This window comes from Acinetobacter lwoffii, from assembly GCF_049367455.1.
Classification (GTDB): domain Bacteria; phylum Pseudomonadota; class Gammaproteobacteria; order Pseudomonadales; family Moraxellaceae; genus Acinetobacter; species Acinetobacter lwoffii_W.
Map to the genome: position 1 here is coordinate 1,344,107 of NZ_JBMPXW010000001.1, position 15,610 is coordinate 1,359,716.

Sequence of the window (15,610 nt, forward strand, 5' to 3'; positions counted from 1 at the left end):
TACCTTTAAACCTGATTGGCCTGACCTGCTTCCAGCACGGCAAACAGATCATCCGCAATCGAGGTGCCAAACTGCGCATCAATTTCACGGATACAGGTTGGACTGGTTACATTAATTTCAGTAACATAATTTCCAATCACATCCAGCCCCACAAAGACCAGACCTTTCTCTCTGAGATACGGCCCTACTTTTGCTGCAATGGCTTTGTCAGTTTCAGTCAGTGGGCGCGCCTCGCCCAGGCCACCCGCGGCCAGATTACCGCGCACTTCACCATTTTGTGGAATACGGGCCAGACAATATGGCACTGGCTCGCCATTAATCATCAGGATGCGTTTATCGCCTTCGACAATTTCCGGAATATAACGCTGCGCCATAATCGGCTGGGTACCATTATTGGTCAGCATTTCAATGGTTGAACCGATGTTGATGCCATCCTGATACAGACGGAAAATCCCGGTGCCACCCATACCATCTAGCGGTTTTACAATCACATCGACCTGTTCTTTGAGAAATTCACGGATCAGGCTTTGTTGCGAAGTCACCAAGGTCGGAACTTGCAGATGCGGGAACTGGGTTGCGAACAGTTTTTCATTACAGTCACGCAGGCTTTGTGGCTTATTGATAATCCATGCCCCTTCGCGCTCTGCCTGTTCCAGAATATAAGTGGTATAGACAAAGTTCATATCAAAAGGCGGATCTTTACGCATCAAGACAACGTCATAAGCAGCGATCGACTCTTTGCGTTTTTCGCCGAGTTCACAATAATGATCGTAGTCTTCAAATACCTGTAACGGCGCGATCAGACCAAAGGCCTTGCCCTGGTCGATATATAAATCTTGCTGCAATGCATAACCGAGTTCATGCCCGCGACGTGCTGCTGCCCATAGCATCGCCATGGTCGAGTCTTTCTTCAGGTTTACATTTTCAATGGGATCCATCACAACAAGTACGCGCATGTGTCTCTGCTCTTTTTCAAAAAATGACTTGGCAAGGAGTATAGCTTGTGTCGATTCTTTTGTTTATGGTGATTTTGCATGACTTATTTTATATAGGTACTGAGACAGATTGAGCCCACAGGAGGTTTGCCATGCAACAGGCCATTATCGGTTTTCACCTGGATGAGGAACAGCATTGGGTTGCAGAGCTGGCCTGCGGACATGGCCAGCATGTGCGGCATACCCCGCCATGGCAAAATCGCCCATGGGTGATGACCGAGCAAGGACGTAAAGAAAAACTCGGGATGCTGCTAGACTGTAAAAAATGCGAAAAGTGCGAAACTGAAACCTGAACCTATGAAAAAAGTAGTATGTAGGTGACCTAAAAAATAATCTTGTCCAGAATTTGCTAATTTGAGTTACTGCGTTTATGCTTTTATTGCTCAAACATGCAGCGCATTTTTTCAGGGTGTACTTTTGCTCATACGGCTCGTCAAACAGATCTGGTTGGTGATGCTTGTGGTTTTTGCCATAGGCTGGAGCAGTGTGTCTGTCGCATCTGCAAACACCATGCATCTGGTTATGCCGTCTGAAAAAACGAATCCTCATTGTCTGGAAATGACAAAACCCTCTGCTTCTCACTCGCTGCATAAGACTGATCATCATCAAGATCAGGAACTGATTCAGCCGGACTGTGTCAGTGACAGCACCCAGCAGTCATCAGATTGTCTGGATTGTGGCACTATGGCCTGCCAGAACTTGGTCACCAGCCTGCCCATTACAACGCCCGAGTTAAGCGTGCCTGATCACGGTTATCCGGAAAAAACCCTCCTCCCTGCTTACCATGCCCAGCACCTTGTCGGTTACTGGCAAGAAATCCTGCACCCACCCAAAGCTTGATCCTGAATTTTTAAATTTTTTTATTCATTAAGGATTAAGTTATGTTGCTTAAAATCAGTCAAAGCCTGTGTCTGGGCTTCGGTCTCATCTCGTCGTCTGCCTTGTTTGCAGCCGTAAAAGAATATCATCTGGTCATTGATGAAAGCCCGATCAATCTCACCGGAAAGACGGTCAAGCGTATCACTGTAAACGGAAAATTCCCTGCACCCTTGCTGGAATTCGAAGAAGGTGATGATGCAGTCATTCATGTACAAAACAACCTGAACAATCAGGATACCTCACTGCACTGGCATGGCCTGCTCCTGCCCGGGCTGATGGATGGTGTCCCCGGATTTAACGGTTTTCAGGGCATCAAACCGAAACAGTCTTTTACTTATCGCTTCAAGGTTCGTCAAAACGGCACCTACTGGTATCACGCACATTCCAAAGGTCAGGAACAGGACGGCCTCTATGGCGCCTTGGTGATTCGCCCCAAAGCCCAGACATTGCTACCTGCACATGAACAAACCGAGCGGGATTATGTGGTGATGCTGTCGGATTTTCACGAACAGGGCAGCCAGCAGATTCAGAACAATTTAAAAAAATCGGCCGAATATTATCAGAACCAGCGCGAAACCGTTGGCGATGTATTTAAGCAGGTAAAACGTGACGGCCTCAAGGCCACCTGGTCAGACCGCAAGATGTGGAACCAGATGCGTATGCTGAAAACCGACCTATCTGATGTTACCGGTTATACCTTTCTGATCAATGGAAAAACGCCGCAACAAAACTGGAGTGGCCAGTTCCAGCCCAATGAAAAAGTCCGCCTGCGTTTCATCAATGCTTCTGCCATGTCGTTTTTCGATGTGCGTATTCCCCAGCTGAAAATGACCGTGGTCAGCGCCGATGGACAAGCTGTGCAGCCGGTCGCTGTAGATGAATTCCGGATTGGAACTGCTGAAACCTATGATGTGATTGTGGAACCCACTGCAGCGCATTACCAGATTGAAGCGGAATCGATCGACCGCTCAGGCTTTGCCATTGGCAGTTTGCATCAGGCAACTGATTCAAGCAAAACCCCGGCCCCGGTTCAATTACCGACACCGCGCCCTCGTGCCTTATTGACCATGGAAGATATGGGACATGGCGAACAGCATGACATGTCGCATGACGCACACAGCAGTCAGACCACGCAGACTGTCACAAGTGAACATGATCAGCATGCCCAGCACGACATGCATGCAAGTCATAGTGCCATGTCCGGAACCAATCAGCCTGTTCAGGGCTGGGCCAATATGTCTACGCCTGCAGGGCACAAAGCCTTGCAATATCAAGACCTCAAAGCCCTGACACCGCAACCTGATACCCGCGCAGCAGAACGTGAACTGGTGATTCGTCTGGGTGGAACTATGGAGCGCTATATCTGGACCATGAATGGTAAAAAATTCAGTGATGCCGAGCCACTTCAGGTGAAATATGGCGAGCGGATCCGGCTGAAATTTATCAATGACAGCATGATGGCCCATCCGATGCATTTGCATGGCATGTTTATGCAGCTGGAAAATGGTCAGTCTGCTGCAAATATGCCAAATAAACACACCGTGATTGTGCCGCCCGGGAAAACGGTGACCACCCTGCTCACAGCAGATGAACTGGGAGAATGGGCGATTCACTGCCATCTGCTCTATCACATGAGTGCCGGCATGATGAACAAGCTGATTGTGGCACAGGTTGACGAAGATCAAGCATCTCACCCTTCTTCACAAAAAACGCCGTCAAAGCCAGCAGCTGCCCAAGGAGAAAGCCATGCACATCACTAATCTTTTTGTAAAGTCAGTGCTTAGCAGTGCGCTTACCCTAAGCAGTCTGAGTATTTTTGCGGCAGCTTCTAGCGAGCATACGGGTCATAATGAACATCAGCATCATAGCGGATATCATGCCATGCAAAACATGGCTGATGACCACGCACAGCATACTGAAACAGCAAATGCCGTTTCTCATCAACCGCCACCAAAGTTATTGCATCAACAGCAGGCGCTGAACACACCACAAAATTCAGTCAGTTCTGCCAGCGAACATGATCATCGTAAAGAACATGGCGCACAGATTTATAGCCAGATTATTCTGGACCAGAAATGGCAGCATAGTTCAGAGGGAAATGGAGCATTCAAGTCCAAGAACCAGGCCAGAGTCGGCACGGATGAAAATAAAATTTTCCTCAAGCTAGAAGCCGACAAACATGAATCCCGTCAGGCCGAATATGATGCCAAAGTGTTGTATAGCCGAAATATTTCTGATTTCTGGGATGTGCAGACCGGGGTGCGCTATCGACAGGAAAATTTAGCCGAGCCTTCTATAAACCAGCAGAACGAGCGCTTCGATGCAGTATTTGGGCTACATGGCCTGGCTCCCTACTTTTTCGAAACGGATGCTCATGTCTATGTTGGTGAAGATGACTTTGTCGGATTAAAACTGAAAACAGAGCGTGACCTGTTACTGACTCAGAAACTGATTATGCAACCCTTTGTCGAACTGGATGTCATCCTGAATGATCAGGCAGCTAATGCGAAAAAAACCGGCCTTAGTCATGCCACCTTGGGCCTGGAAACACGCTATGAACTGAGCAAAAAGCTCATGCCTTATTTGGAAGTGGGTTATGAATATAGTAAAGGCAACCAACAGACAGCCTGGCAGCAAAGTTCTGATTCAGAAAAAGGCTGGATCTATGGTGCAGGTCTAAGAATGATGTTCTAAATTTTTGATACAGAAAATTATGCAGCTACGGGATGTGAAACGCCATTCATGTCCCGTAGCGCTATGGCACTATACATTTGACTGAGAAAGATTTTTTAAGCCTATGAACTGTACATGCAATGCTTTTCTGTACTTTCCCGCTCATTAAGACACTTGTTATTTTGCGAAAAACTAGTCTTCATCGCCTTGATTTCCACTGTTACTTTTAGCAACCAAAGTGCCTAACATAATGATAAAGGTACTTACACCGCCAATTAACAGGCTCAGCAGCCCCATTTCCAGCATAAAATTACTATCACCAGTCTCAGGGGCACCCCATAGAAATTGAAGACGATCGCCAAAAACAAAATTGATTGCACATACAATCAGAAAACCAATCAAGGTGGCAATCAGTAAAGTGACCACCAAGTTCTTCCACATTTTACATCCGACGAACAGGATGATCATGGCCAGTCCAACCATGGTGATGATGGATATAAGTAACACACTGTTCCAGTAATCCATGAGACTCACTCGTATTTGGTTTTAAATTAAAATCAAGAAATTCTTATAGTTAATTTTTCCAATTGAATTTTAATATAGGTGGATTTTTATACACAAACAATGACGATAACTATCTTAAAACTACAAATACTAATTTACCCAAAGTTATAAAATACACTGACTTAGTAAAATCTTGCTGGGTACTGAACGATTTTGATTAACATAAAGTAACACAAACACAACGTGTATTTATTGTTTAGCTTGGTTAAAGCTTAAATACAACCGATAAAGCTCAAGTAAACAGCTTGAAATTCTTTAAAAAACAAGAATGGAGCCACTTTTATAAGAATAATAAATAATAAATATAAAAAACTTGAATATTTTCTGATTTAGGCTATGCTGTCTTTAACTAGAAAAAAGCGTTGTTTAGTTAAGCTTCTTTAAGTGCCGCAGTATTATTTATAATCCTCCGTTTTTTCAGATCTTTATTTCAATTCTTGTTGTTTTTCCAAGTTATCCATAGTCATTTGCATGACTAAAATTATTAAAATTTAACAGGTTATATTATGTCTACTACAGTTACCGGTACAGTAAAATGGTTTAACGAAACTAAAGGTTTTGGTTTTATTCAACAAGAATCAGGTCCTGACGTTTTTGCTCATTTCAAAGAAATCAGCAGTTCTGGTTTCAAAACTTTGTTTGAAGGTCAACGCGTTTCTTTTAGCGTGGTTGATGGTCAAAAAGGTCCAAATGCGATCAATATCGTTGCGCTATAATTTAGCCCAGCAATAAGAAAAAGCACCTTCAGGTGCTTTTTTTAGCACTGAAGATTCATAATTTTGGTGAAAGGTTTTCTGATTGTCTGTTTAGCTCATCAAAAGTGAATTTTTAAGAATCATGTTTCTGAATCACTGCTGCTCAGTTAGACTTTATAAAAGATAAAAATGAAAAACCCCTAGCATCCTGCCAGGGGCTTTCCGTATGGGTTCGCTTGGTATAACTCCTGTCGTACCTTACTTTCCTTGTATTTATCTATTGTTATTCTTGTGTGGAACCTCCTGTTCCTGTTAAAGCTATCATAGGAAATTTCCACTATTCAAAACAGCCGCAAAGTGCTGGAATTGATGTAAGCCAATGCTTACAAGAATAGACAGAGATAATAAATTTCAAATGTTTAGCAAATTGAACATCTACAAAAAAAGGAAGCTCAAGCTTCCTTTTCTATGCCAATCTAGGCTTAGATCCCATATTTAACACGGTAATCTTCCATTTTCGCCAAAGCTGCTAGGTCGCCTTTCGCTTCCAGATAGTCCATTAAATCTTTCATGGTAATTAAGGCATGTACAGGAATCTCAAGCTCTTGCTGCACTTCCTGAATCGCAGACAGTTCGCCCTGACCTTTTTCCTGACGGTCTAATGCAACTAGCACACCCGCAATCTGCGCACCGGCATTTTTCAGGATGGTGACGACTTCACGAATCGCTGTGCCTGCGGTAATCACATCATCAATGATCCAGACTTTTTTACCTTCTACAGAAGCACCGACCAATACGCCACCCTCGCCATGGTCTTTGGCTTCCTTGCGATTAAAACCCCACGGCACACTTACCCCATGATTTTGCGACAGAGCCACAGCAGTTGCTGCCACAAAAGGAATGCCTTTATAGGCAGGTCCAAAAATCACTTCAACATGGTCACATTTAATCAGTTTTGCAGCATAGCCAGAAGCCAGCAGTGTCAAGGCTTCACCATCATTCAACAGACCCGCATTAAAAAAATAGGGACTCACACGTCCCGATTTTAAAGTAAACTCACCAAATTTAAGCACACCGCGTGATAATGCGAGTTCGATAAAAGCTTGTGGGTTAAACTGAGCTGGCGTTGACATGAGGTGCTCCTAAATCCATTAATTAAGGTAAGACTTGCGCATGATACCAAAGAGTAGCTATCCAGGTGATCAAAAAATTCTTCGCGTCGTTTCAATTAATGTCAACGGCTTACGCTCATCTGTCACCAAAGGTCTATTAGAATGGATGGAACAGTCGGATGCCGACGTGATTTGCATGCAGGAAAGCCGGATCACGCATGCGCAGTGGACCGATAAATTCAAGCCTGAAGGCTGGTACACGCACCTGTTTCCTGCCGAGCGTCCGGGTTATGCCGGTACGGCCATTTATAGCCGTCTGCCTTTTGTGTCTCTGACCGATGGCCTGGGTTTTGAACTGGCCGATTCACAAGGCCGTTTTATTGCCGCTGAATTTGACTTGGGTCTAGAACAAACTGTACAGATCTGTTCCCTGTACCTGCCTTCGGGTTCATCGGGTGATGAAGCGCAAGCGCGTAAAGATCACTTTCTGGAAGAATATGCAAAAATCCTGAAACAGTGGCGCGATGAAAATAAATCGGTGATTGTCTGCGGTGACTACAATATCGTGCATAAACGTATCGATATTAAAAACTGGTCGGGTAACCAGAAAGCCTCGGGCTGTTTACCGCACGAACGTGCCTGGCTAGATCATATCTACGATGAGCTTGGTTATGTCGATACTTTCCGTGAAGTCCGCAAAGAAGCCGAATTATACTCCTGGTGGTCAAACCGTGGACAGGCGCGTGCCAAGAATGTTGGTTGGCGGATTGATTATCATGCCTGCTCTCCGGACTGGAAAGAGCGCACCATTAATGCCTGGGTCTATAAAGAACAATGGTTTAGCGACCATGCCCCCGTGATTATCGACTACAAACTATAATCTGGATTATTTAATTGAGTGAACAGTTGTTCACTCAATTAAGGCTTATCTCTTACATGACATGACGTATTTTTTGGGTTTATCTCAATGTAATAACATAGCATTATAGCGCTACGGCACAAGGACATGTCAGGACGACAACATAAGGACAGGACGCCGTAGGACGAAAATAAAACAGACTATAGATTTAGCTTGTTTTGCATGGATGTGACATTGGACGTTGGATTGAGACCCGCATGATCAGGATGATTAAATGCGGGTTTTCTATTTCTATCATTCCCAAATTTTTATTTTTCTTATTATTTAGATTGTTCTTTTTCTTGCTGCTCATGTTAAAGCTGCTTGATGTCATTTTGATGACATGACTTTTCTGCTATTTAAAATTTTTTCTTTTTTTTCATTTGCTTTTGCATGGTCTGCTGCTGCCAATTTGGTTAAGCTAGTTCATGATTTAAATTTTTTAGAGGGCAGCTATGTTAAAAATTTACGGAATTAAAAATTGCAGTTCGATGAAAAAAGCCTTTGATCTGCTGACTGAGCAAGGTCTGAGTTATGAATTTCATGATTATAAAAAACAGGGCATCGATGCTGAAACCATCAGAACCTGGCTAGATGCCTTGGGTCAGGATGTGGTCCTGAACAAGAAAGGCACCACCTGGCGTAAACTTAGTGAAGAAGAGCAACTAACCGCCCTGTCGAGTGAAGATGCATTAATTAATGCATTAACTACCCATACCAGTTTAATTAAACGTCCAATCTTGGCGACCTCTACAGGATTTATTGCCGGTTTTGATGAAACAGCTTATCGTGGCTTAGCCCGCTAATATCATGTATTGAATAACACTCATAAAAAAAGCCTGACATTGGTCAGGCTTTTGTATATCTGCTTAAAATAAATTAGTTGGCACGAATCCAGGTCTGGTTACGACCCAATGCCGCTACGCCGATGAAACCACGTAGCTCAAGTTTCTTGCCACCGTCTGCCAGCTGGCCTTTCAACTTATAGGTTTTACCAGATTGCGGATCTAGGATCGAACCGCTGTCATAACTCGTACCACCAGCATTTTTCAAACCTTTAACAATGGTCAAGCCTTTCAGAGATTTGTTGTGATATGGACCTTCACATTTTTTGCAGGCATTTTCTTCACCTGGAGTTAACACAGACTGAATACTAGCTGACAAAGTGCCGTTCTTTTGTTCAGTGAATTTAACAATGGCCTTAGGCTGCTTGGTTTTATCATCAATGGTTTTCCATACCGTGCCATTTAAAGGATCCGCGGCATTAGCCAGTGCAGATAAGCCTAGTAGTCCTAACGTAAGCGCTATTTTTTTCATTTTTCTTCATTTCCTTAGTCTGAAAATAGACCCATGTAGTATTAAAAAGTTACAACAATTTTTCAATTTTTAGGTGTGACTATTTAGTGTAACCTTGTAAATATGGTTGGTAAATAATCTACACGATCAATAAAAGCACAAAAAGATGGAAGGAAGATGAAGATAAGCCCGCTAACGAAACAATTAATTACAGAAAGCTTTTTAAAAACGGCCATTCGTGCCCCGAGCAGATTCAGTCTTCCACCGAGTTCAATGCGCATTGCTCTGGAACAGATGTGCAAACTTTTCCCTCAGGATAAAACGGTACAGATTCGCTCGCTTCGATTGGCCGGACTGCGCGCGGAAGAAATTAAGCCGCAGCAGGAATCGACCCAGCTGATTTTTCATATTCATGGCGGCGCATTTTACTTAGGTTCTTTAAATACCCATCGTGCCTTTATGACTCAAATTGCGGCTCGAACCCAGATGCAGGTGCTGCATGTCGATTATCCGCTATCACCCGAATCTGCCTATCCAGAAGCGTTGGAAGCCTTGTTTGATGTCTATAATCTGCTACTGGATCAAGGTGTTCAGGCCAAAGATATTATTCTGTCCGGCGATTCTTGCGGTGCCAATCTGGCCTTGGCGCTGGCACTCAAAATACAGCAGGAAAGTCTGCCACAGGTCAGCGGTCTGATTCTGCTGTCTCCACTGCTGGATTTAACGTTGACCAGTGAATCTTTACGTTATAACCAGAAGCATGATGCCCTGCTGTCTCTGGAAACGGTTCAAACCGGGATTGAATATTATGTGCCGCGTTCGATTGATCGTGGTGATCCGGAAGTTTCTCCTTTTTTTGCCGATTTAGCCGGCTTGCCACCGATTCATATTCAGGTAGGTTCCAAGGAAATTCTGCTGGATGATGCTAGTCGTTTTAAAGAAAAAGCGGAACAGGCGGGTGTCGAGGTCGAATTTAAACTCTATACCGGCATGTGGCACAACTTCCAGATGTTCAGTGCCTGGTTCGATGAAGCCAAACAGGCGCTGACCGATCTTGCAGAATTTGCCCATCGTCTGGACCGAGATTAAGCATGATTTAGCATATAAAAAAGGTCAGCCGTAGCTGACCCTTTGAAAAAAGGTTTTAGGTTTTAAATGGCCTGAACTTGCTGCAATGCAGTTTGCAATGCTTGGGCTTTAACCGCTTCGCCCATGTTCACTCCTTCAGCACGAATCACTTCGATATCATTCACACCGGTAAAGTTAAACACGGTTTTCAGGAAAGCCTCCTGAAAATCAGCCGGGCTTTGCTCGCCATAGACACCACCACGGCTGCTGGCAATATACACTTTCTTATTGCCCGCCAAACCCACAGGACCTTGTTCGGTATATTTAAAAGTACGTCCCGCGACACAGATCCGGTCAATCCAGGCTTTTAGGGTTGATGGCAAACCGAAGTTATACATCGCTGCACCAATCACCACGACATCAGCCTGTAAATATTGATCTAAAATTTCCTCGCCCAATGCCGTTTGTTCTGCATTCTGGCCCATTAAAATTTCGGCGGTAAGATGAGGAATAGGCTGTGCAGCCAGATCCAGATACTCAACTTCAATGGCCTCAGCATATTTTTGCTGCAGTTGTTCCACCACAGCCTGAGTCAACTGACGCGAAATAGAAGCATCTCCTAAAATACTGGAATCAATCTGTAAAACTTTCATGGTTTCGCTCTTTATCTTTGGTTGTTTCTAACAATGCAGCCATTTTAACGATTGACTATATTGAAATAATTAGTACAAATAAAACACATCATCCTGAATTTAGAACAAAACTGTATACCTCTTAACCTCTTTAATTTTGATTAAGACCCTTTGACATAGCCTGGATCACTTGCGCTATCGGCAAAGACTGAGCAGATCAGATATCAACTAAATCACAAAAATGTTTTAAATATTGTTGTTTATCAAGCATTCAAACTTATGTTATCTTGTGTAAATAAAGTTATAAATATCCAATAAGTCTTAAAAAAAATCTGCCATAACAATTAAAGTCAGACCGGGACCATGAAGCGAATATCGCCTGTATTAGAAAAAGTGATAAGACACAGAATCAAGAAATACCTGGTCGAAGATGAAGTCGTGATGAACTGGCGCATCCTGAAGAAATGCATCCTGATGCTGACCTTGGGATGCGGAGTACATCTGACCTGGCTCGGCTGGGATATTTTCGTGTTATTAAATCCCGAATATTGGCAATATGTTCATCTAGAACGGGTCTATACACAAATTACTCTGAACAGCAGCTTTCTGGTAATTCTATTTCTCCTGATTTTTCCCTGTTATAAATTTCAGGGGAATCAGCTGATTGAACGTTATCTGCCTTATATGGCAGTGGGTACTTTTGTTATCTCGTTGTGTCGTGACGCCTATCTCGTCGGGGTGATCAGCCCTGTGGCCACGACCTCCTATGTCTGTTTAATTATGGTGGGACTGGTGCTGTTCCATCGCACGCTGGTTTATAGCATGCTGATTCCAGCGTCAATTTTCCTAGGCGGATGTGCCTATTTAAGTTTCAGTCATCAATTACCTTATTCACCGCTCTTTAATATCGATGACAAGCTTTTTTATAATGGTTTCTGGCTGTTATCGATGCTATATTTCATTTTGCCAATTCTGGCCGTCTGCATGGTGTTATTCGAGATTCTGCTCAGTCAATGGCGTCATCGCGAGCAGCTGATCAAACAGCTGAGCCAGATTGATCCGCTCACCAATCTGTTTAACCGCCGTAGTATCAACCAATGTCTGGATAAACTGAATGCCGCAGCCACTCCCAATTATGCTTTAGTGCTATTGGATCTGGATCATTTCAAGAAAATTAATGATCACTATGGCCATCATAAGGGTGATGAAACCTTAGTCGAAGTGAGTGCCGTGCTGAATCAGCAATTGCGCGAAAGTGATGTAGTCGGCCGTTTTGGCGGGGAAGAATTTATTTTGGTGCTTAAAAATACCAGTCTGGAAAAAGCCGAACAAGTGGCTGAACGCTGCCGCATCGCCATTCAGCAATTGCAGATTTTCAGTGATGAGGATGAGCTGATTCCGGTGACCGCCAGTTTCGGGATTGCCATTTCTAGCGCGGAATTACGCCCGCAGCAGTTATTGAGTCAGGCTGATCAGGCGCTTTATCAGGCTAAAGCCGGTGGGCGTAATCTGGTCAAAGCTTATGCTGAACCGGTGCCAGTACAGATGCAGGTTTCTTAAACGGGTTCAGCTTTTTTTAAGAACTAAATTATGGATTTTCACTTTGAGCCAGTGCTTGCAGCTGTGCCAGCAATTCTGCCTCGCTAAAAGCACCGGTTAAACGTAAACCCCTAATTTCCTGCTGCTGCGCATTCAAGAATAAATACGTCGGCGGCCCGAGAATTTCCCATTGGTTTAACAGCGCTTGATGAGAGACATTATATTGGCTTAAATCCAGCTTGATCAGGAAATATGGCGCAAGCGCCTGCTGTACCGCTGCAGATTTTAAAATACGATGTTCGATCGGCTGACAGGCAACACACCAGTCGGCGTAGACATCAATAATAATCTTTTGCCCTTGTGGTGCCCTGTCCAAAATCTGCTGAAATTCTGCTGCACTACGTGCCACATGCCACTTGGCTTCTGTGCTCGCCTGCTCCACAAAAAAACGCTGACTGTGCTGATATTGGCTATAAGCGATATAGGGCACGGCCAGTACCAGACACAGGATATATAGCCATCTCAAACCGGTACGATGCCAGAAAATCCGGAACAGCACATAAGCCACGAAGGTCATACCCAAAGCTAGGGATAACCATTGTAAAGCGGCTTCTGAAATCAGTGGGCGAATAAAATACAGCGCCAGCGCCAGCATGATAAAGGCAAAGAGCACTTTGATCTGATTCATCCAATGCCCGGCTTTAGGCAGAATCCGTGCACCCAGAATACTGGCCAGCAATAAAGGCGTGCCCATCCCAAAACCTAAAGTAAACAGCAGTAAAGCTCCCTGCCACTGACTTTGCGTCTGGGAAATAAACAATAATGCGCCTGCCAGCGGTGCGGTCATGCATGGCCCCACCAGAAGCGCCGAGATCATGCCCATGACACCGGCACTGACCAGACTGCCTCCCTGCTGCATGGCCTGTGCCCGATCCAGACGATGAACCAGACGTTGCGGCAGTTTGATTTCAAACAGGCCAAACAGATTCAGGGCAAACAGGACAAACAGGATGCTAAATGCGATCAGGGTTCCCGGTTGCTGCAACCAGCGCTGAAAATTCAGGCCGGCCGAAGATGCAATTAGGCCAAGTACTGCATAGACAGCGGCCATACTGCTGACAAAAGTCAGTGCAATCATCCAGGCTTTCAGTCCTTTACTGTCACGTACGATCAGCGAGGTCAGAATCGGCAGCATCGGCAAGGAACACGGTGTAAAAGCCAGTAAAATGCCTAAGCCAAAGAACAGCAAAAGCCCATAGCCCAAAGAGCGTTCAAGCAGTTGGGCTGACCATTTCTGGTCTTGTGCTGCATAGGGTTCAGTTTGTGTGTGGGCTGATGCAGAGATTTCATTTGCTGTAGATTCTGAGGAGTCCGCTGCATTAAATAGGGTATTGTGTTGCAGTGATGAAGTATTCAGATCAAGTAAACGCTTTGTTCCTGATCCGGTAGCTTCAAATTGCACCAGACCAGACAAATCGGTCTTGAACTGAATGGTTTGTGGCGGATAACAGATCCGGTCTTTGGCACAGCCCTGCCAGCTGACCTGATAGGATTGCCCCGCCTGAGTCGGAATTTGAAACTTTAACTGCTGATAATAAACCTGGGTATGTCCATAGTTATCATCATATAAATCTTCAGCGGGTGGCAACTCAAACGACACCGGTTGGTTGCCCTGCCGGACTTCAATTTTATGCTGATACAGATAATAGTTGTCTGGAATCTGCCAACTCAGTTCAGCCTGCTGCTGACTGGTGGAGATCACGCTCACAGGAAAAGCCTGCTCGGCAGACAACAATGCAGTTTCCGCCTGAGCAGGACTGCTGAACAAGGTGCTTCCCAAAATAACCAGGGCAAGCATTTTCCCCCAGGTCGGGAACTGCGAGTATTTCATCATCTGTGAGTTGGATAACTTAGAACAGCACAGAGAAACCTAGGCCTGAGAAGTAACTTCGATCTGCACCATCCAGATCTACACCGACATTCGCATCCAATTGGACACGGTCGTTTAAGGCATACATAACCCCGGTACCGAGCGCGTATTGATTATCGACACTTTCAGCTTTACGGTAAATCAGTTCAGAATAACCTGACCAGCGATCAGTAATACGGTAGCCTAGAGAAGGAATCGCAGACACTGCCCAGTTGCTGTCCTGCCATTCATAACGCATGGTCAATGCGGTACTGACCAAGTCATTATATTGAGACGACACGACAGAACCCAAGCTGTAAATATCTTCTTCATTAGTGAAACCGGCATTGCCTGTTGCAATGATAGCTTCGGCCAGCAAAGCCATACTGAGTTTGTCATCATCCAAATCAATGGCCTTTTTCAGACCAATACTAACATCGCCCAGACCATCATCTTCTTCGGTCTGGCCATTGGATTTCACTTGGGTCCAGGTCGGGCCAGCCCAACCTAAACGCAATTCCAGATCATCACTGAGTCCGGTACGTAACAACATATCTGCACTGAGTGTGGTCGCGGTCTGATCGCCCGACTTGCTATAACGCGCTGTAGGCAAGCCTTGCTCCCAAGCGACATTTCCGACTGGAGTAATTCCAGTACTGAGACCCTCACCTGGTCGATCAAATTCAAAATCTGCTGCGAAAAGCTGTGCACTACAACCGGCCAGTGCAATCAAACCCAAGGTTTTTAATGTTGTCATGTTGGAGCTCTTTATTAAAATTTAACTGAGTTCTTTGGTCATTTTTGCGCCATGCTTGCGAAGCAGTTCTAGCGTCTGTTTTTCTTCATCCAAGGCTTCTGACCAGTTGATTTCATCAAAATCACAATCAAAGAATAGATCACTAATTGAAGATAAAATAGTCATGCCATCTTCATCTTTGCTATTTGGATCGACTTTTTCATCCAGTAAACGCTGTACAGCTGGCGCGCATGCGGCACTTGCGGCATCCCAGAGTGGACCATAAATTTCTTCTGCATCCCACAAATGCAGATTCACTTTGGCCTGGATCAGTTCTTCCAGAATCTGTAAATGTACCGCCAAACGTGCCTGTTTCTCCTCTTCTGAAAGTGGTGTTCCGGCTTCATACAGCTCACACACTTCTTCCCACCATTTAAACAGGCCATCTGACCAGACCGAAATCACCGGGCCTTTGTCATGATCAATAAAATTCGGGTTGAGTCCATCTGCCAGCAGCTGTTTGACCTGGTCCAGATTTAATTCTTCGAGTGCTTGCACAAAAAGTTGTTGTTGCGCAGTTAACATGATGGAGCTCACTTTGATTCGTTTTCGAC

Annotated in this window: 17 protein-coding genes; 9 read left to right on the plus strand and 8 right to left on the minus strand. The window is 44.6% G+C overall.

Annotated elements, in window-relative coordinates; all coding sequences use genetic code 11:
• Positions 1 to 5: 5 nt before the first annotated feature.
• Complete coding sequence (gshB, locus tag ACO1B7_RS06425; RefSeq protein ID WP_004729150.1) at positions 6 to 956, minus strand: glutathione synthase; 951 nt, start codon at positions 954 to 956, stop codon at positions 6 to 8.
• A 131-nt stretch (positions 957 to 1,087) separates the two neighbouring features.
• On the opposite strand from gshB, the gene ACO1B7_RS06430 reads away from it, so the two are divergent.
• From ACO1B7_RS06430 to ACO1B7_RS06445, 4 genes are all read left to right on the plus strand, one after another.
• Positions 1,088 to 1,288: a DUF3565 domain-containing protein gene (locus ACO1B7_RS06430; RefSeq protein WP_004281307.1), complete on the plus strand. Its 201-nt coding sequence runs from the start codon at positions 1,088 to 1,090 to the stop codon at positions 1,286 to 1,288.
• A gap of 124 nt (positions 1,289 to 1,412) precedes the next feature.
• Positions 1,413 to 1,835 (plus strand): hypothetical protein, encoded by a 423-nt coding sequence (locus tag ACO1B7_RS06435; protein WP_035340687.1) that lies wholly within the window; start codon positions 1,413 to 1,415, stop codon positions 1,833 to 1,835.
• 41 nt (positions 1,836 to 1,876) lie between these two features.
• Positions 1,877 to 3,634, plus strand: a complete 1,758-nt coding sequence (locus ACO1B7_RS06440; protein WP_138742627.1) for a copper resistance system multicopper oxidase — start codon at positions 1,877 to 1,879, stop codon at positions 3,632 to 3,634.
• Complete coding sequence (locus ACO1B7_RS06445) at positions 3,621 to 4,568, plus strand: copper resistance protein B (protein ID WP_004729146.1); 948 nt, start codon at positions 3,621 to 3,623, stop codon at positions 4,566 to 4,568. Before ACO1B7_RS06440 ends, ACO1B7_RS06445 begins: the two co-directional genes overlap by 14 nt.
• Positions 4,569 to 4,739: 171 nt before the next feature.
• Here the strand turns inward: ACO1B7_RS06445 and ACO1B7_RS06450 are convergent, their stop codons facing one another.
• Entirely contained in the window at positions 4,740 to 5,072 is a 333-nt protein-coding gene (locus tag ACO1B7_RS06450; RefSeq protein ID WP_004729144.1) for a hypothetical protein, read from the minus strand.
• A 545-nt stretch (positions 5,073 to 5,617) separates the two neighbouring features.
• On the opposite strand from ACO1B7_RS06450, the gene ACO1B7_RS06455 reads away from it, so the two are divergent.
• Positions 5,618 to 5,827 (plus strand): cold-shock protein, encoded by a 210-nt coding sequence (locus ACO1B7_RS06455; RefSeq protein ID WP_004281299.1) that lies wholly within the window; start codon positions 5,618 to 5,620, stop codon positions 5,825 to 5,827.
• A 461-nt stretch (positions 5,828 to 6,288) separates the two neighbouring features.
• On the opposite strand, the gene pyrE is transcribed toward ACO1B7_RS06455, so the two are convergent.
• Positions 6,289 to 6,939 (minus strand): orotate phosphoribosyltransferase, encoded by a 651-nt coding sequence (gene pyrE / locus ACO1B7_RS06460; RefSeq protein ID WP_004729142.1) that lies wholly within the window; start codon positions 6,937 to 6,939, stop codon positions 6,289 to 6,291.
• 40 nt (positions 6,940 to 6,979) lie between these two features.
• On the opposite strand from pyrE, the gene ACO1B7_RS06465 reads away from it, so the two are divergent.
• Together ACO1B7_RS06465 and ACO1B7_RS06470 are read left to right on the plus strand one after the other, a co-directional pair.
• A complete protein-coding gene (locus ACO1B7_RS06465; protein ID WP_004729140.1) occupies positions 6,980 to 7,798 on the plus strand; it encodes an exodeoxyribonuclease III in 819 nt (272 codons plus the stop codon).
• Positions 7,799 to 8,271: 473 nt separating this feature from the next.
• On the plus strand, positions 8,272 to 8,622 hold the full coding sequence (locus tag ACO1B7_RS06470; RefSeq protein ID WP_004729138.1) for a Spx/MgsR family RNA polymerase-binding regulatory protein: 351 nt from the start codon (positions 8,272 to 8,274) through the stop codon (positions 8,620 to 8,622).
• Between the two features lie 73 nt (positions 8,623 to 8,695).
• Here the strand turns inward: ACO1B7_RS06470 and ACO1B7_RS06475 are convergent, their stop codons facing one another.
• Positions 8,696 to 9,133: a DUF2147 domain-containing protein gene (locus ACO1B7_RS06475; RefSeq protein WP_004729136.1), complete on the minus strand. Its 438-nt coding sequence runs from the start codon at positions 9,131 to 9,133 to the stop codon at positions 8,696 to 8,698.
• Positions 9,134 to 9,289: 156 nt separating this feature from the next.
• Between ACO1B7_RS06475 and ACO1B7_RS06480 the strand changes: the two genes are divergently transcribed.
• Positions 9,290 to 10,201, plus strand: a complete 912-nt coding sequence (locus ACO1B7_RS06480) for an alpha/beta hydrolase (RefSeq protein ID WP_004729134.1) — start codon at positions 9,290 to 9,292, stop codon at positions 10,199 to 10,201.
• 62 nt (positions 10,202 to 10,263) lie between these two features.
• On the opposite strand, the gene ACO1B7_RS06485 is transcribed toward ACO1B7_RS06480, so the two are convergent.
• Positions 10,264 to 10,833 (minus strand): FMN-dependent NADH-azoreductase, encoded by a 570-nt coding sequence (locus ACO1B7_RS06485; protein ID WP_004281290.1) that lies wholly within the window; start codon positions 10,831 to 10,833, stop codon positions 10,264 to 10,266.
• Between the two features lie 342 nt (positions 10,834 to 11,175).
• On the opposite strand from ACO1B7_RS06485, the gene ACO1B7_RS06490 reads away from it, so the two are divergent.
• Positions 11,176 to 12,372, plus strand: coding sequence for a GGDEF domain-containing protein (locus tag ACO1B7_RS06490; protein ID WP_004729133.1), 1,197 nt, complete (start codon positions 11,176 to 11,178; stop codon positions 12,370 to 12,372).
• A gap of 28 nt (positions 12,373 to 12,400) precedes the next feature.
• Here the strand turns inward: ACO1B7_RS06490 and dsbD are convergent, their stop codons facing one another.
• The 3 genes from dsbD to ACO1B7_RS06505 are packed head-to-tail and all read right to left on the minus strand — an operon-like array spanning position 12,401 to position 15,581.
• Positions 12,401 to 14,242 (minus strand): protein-disulfide reductase DsbD, encoded by a 1,842-nt coding sequence (gene dsbD, locus ACO1B7_RS06495; protein ID WP_004729130.1) that lies wholly within the window; start codon positions 14,240 to 14,242, stop codon positions 12,401 to 12,403.
• A gap of 19 nt (positions 14,243 to 14,261) precedes the next feature.
• Complete coding sequence (locus ACO1B7_RS06500; protein ID WP_004729129.1) at positions 14,262 to 15,017, minus strand: transporter; 756 nt, start codon at positions 15,015 to 15,017, stop codon at positions 14,262 to 14,264.
• Between the two features lie 21 nt (positions 15,018 to 15,038).
• A complete protein-coding gene (locus ACO1B7_RS06505) occupies positions 15,039 to 15,581 on the minus strand; it encodes an ankyrin repeat domain-containing protein (RefSeq protein WP_004647221.1) in 543 nt (180 codons plus the stop codon).
• Positions 15,582 to 15,610 lie beyond the last annotated feature (29 nt).

Excerpts from the sequence above, each read along its gene's own strand:
- ACO1B7_RS06485 (WP_004281290.1), bottom strand. The coding sequence starts at position 10,833 with ATGAAAGTTTTACAGATTGATTCCAGTATTTTAGGAGATGCTTCTATT.
- pyrE (WP_004729142.1), bottom strand. The coding sequence starts at position 6,939 with ATGTCAACGCCAGCTCAGTTTAACCCACAAGCTTTTATCGAACTCGCA.
- ACO1B7_RS06450 (WP_004729144.1), bottom strand. The coding sequence starts at position 5,072 with ATGGATTACTGGAACAGTGTGTTACTTATATCCATCATCACCATGGTT.
- ACO1B7_RS06505 (WP_004647221.1), bottom strand. The coding sequence starts at position 15,581 with ATGTTAACTGCGCAACAACAACTTTTTGTGCAAGCACTCGAAGAATTA.
- ACO1B7_RS06440 (WP_138742627.1), top strand. The coding sequence starts at position 1,877 with ATGTTGCTTAAAATCAGTCAAAGCCTGTGTCTGGGCTTCGGTCTCATC.
- ACO1B7_RS06430 (WP_004281307.1), top strand. The coding sequence starts at position 1,088 with ATGCAACAGGCCATTATCGGTTTTCACCTGGATGAGGAACAGCATTGG.
- dsbD (WP_004729130.1), bottom strand. The coding sequence starts at position 14,242 with ATGAAATACTCGCAGTTCCCGACCTGGGGGAAAATGCTTGCCCTGGTT.
- ACO1B7_RS06470 (WP_004729138.1), top strand. The coding sequence starts at position 8,272 with ATGTTAAAAATTTACGGAATTAAAAATTGCAGTTCGATGAAAAAAGCC.
- ACO1B7_RS06455 (WP_004281299.1), top strand. The coding sequence starts at position 5,618 with ATGTCTACTACAGTTACCGGTACAGTAAAATGGTTTAACGAAACTAAA.
- ACO1B7_RS06475 (WP_004729136.1), bottom strand. The coding sequence starts at position 9,133 with ATGAAAAAAATAGCGCTTACGTTAGGACTACTAGGCTTATCTGCACTG.
- ACO1B7_RS06500 (WP_004729129.1), bottom strand. The coding sequence starts at position 15,017 with ATGACAACATTAAAAACCTTGGGTTTGATTGCACTGGCCGGTTGTAGT.
- ACO1B7_RS06490 (WP_004729133.1), top strand. The coding sequence starts at position 11,176 with ATGAAGCGAATATCGCCTGTATTAGAAAAAGTGATAAGACACAGAATC.
- ACO1B7_RS06480 (WP_004729134.1), top strand. The coding sequence starts at position 9,290 with ATGAAGATAAGCCCGCTAACGAAACAATTAATTACAGAAAGCTTTTTA.
- gshB (WP_004729150.1), bottom strand. The coding sequence starts at position 956 with ATGCGCGTACTTGTTGTGATGGATCCCATTGAAAATGTAAACCTGAAG.
- ACO1B7_RS06445 (WP_004729146.1), top strand. The coding sequence starts at position 3,621 with ATGCACATCACTAATCTTTTTGTAAAGTCAGTGCTTAGCAGTGCGCTT.
- ACO1B7_RS06465 (WP_004729140.1), top strand. The coding sequence starts at position 6,980 with ATGATACCAAAGAGTAGCTATCCAGGTGATCAAAAAATTCTTCGCGTC.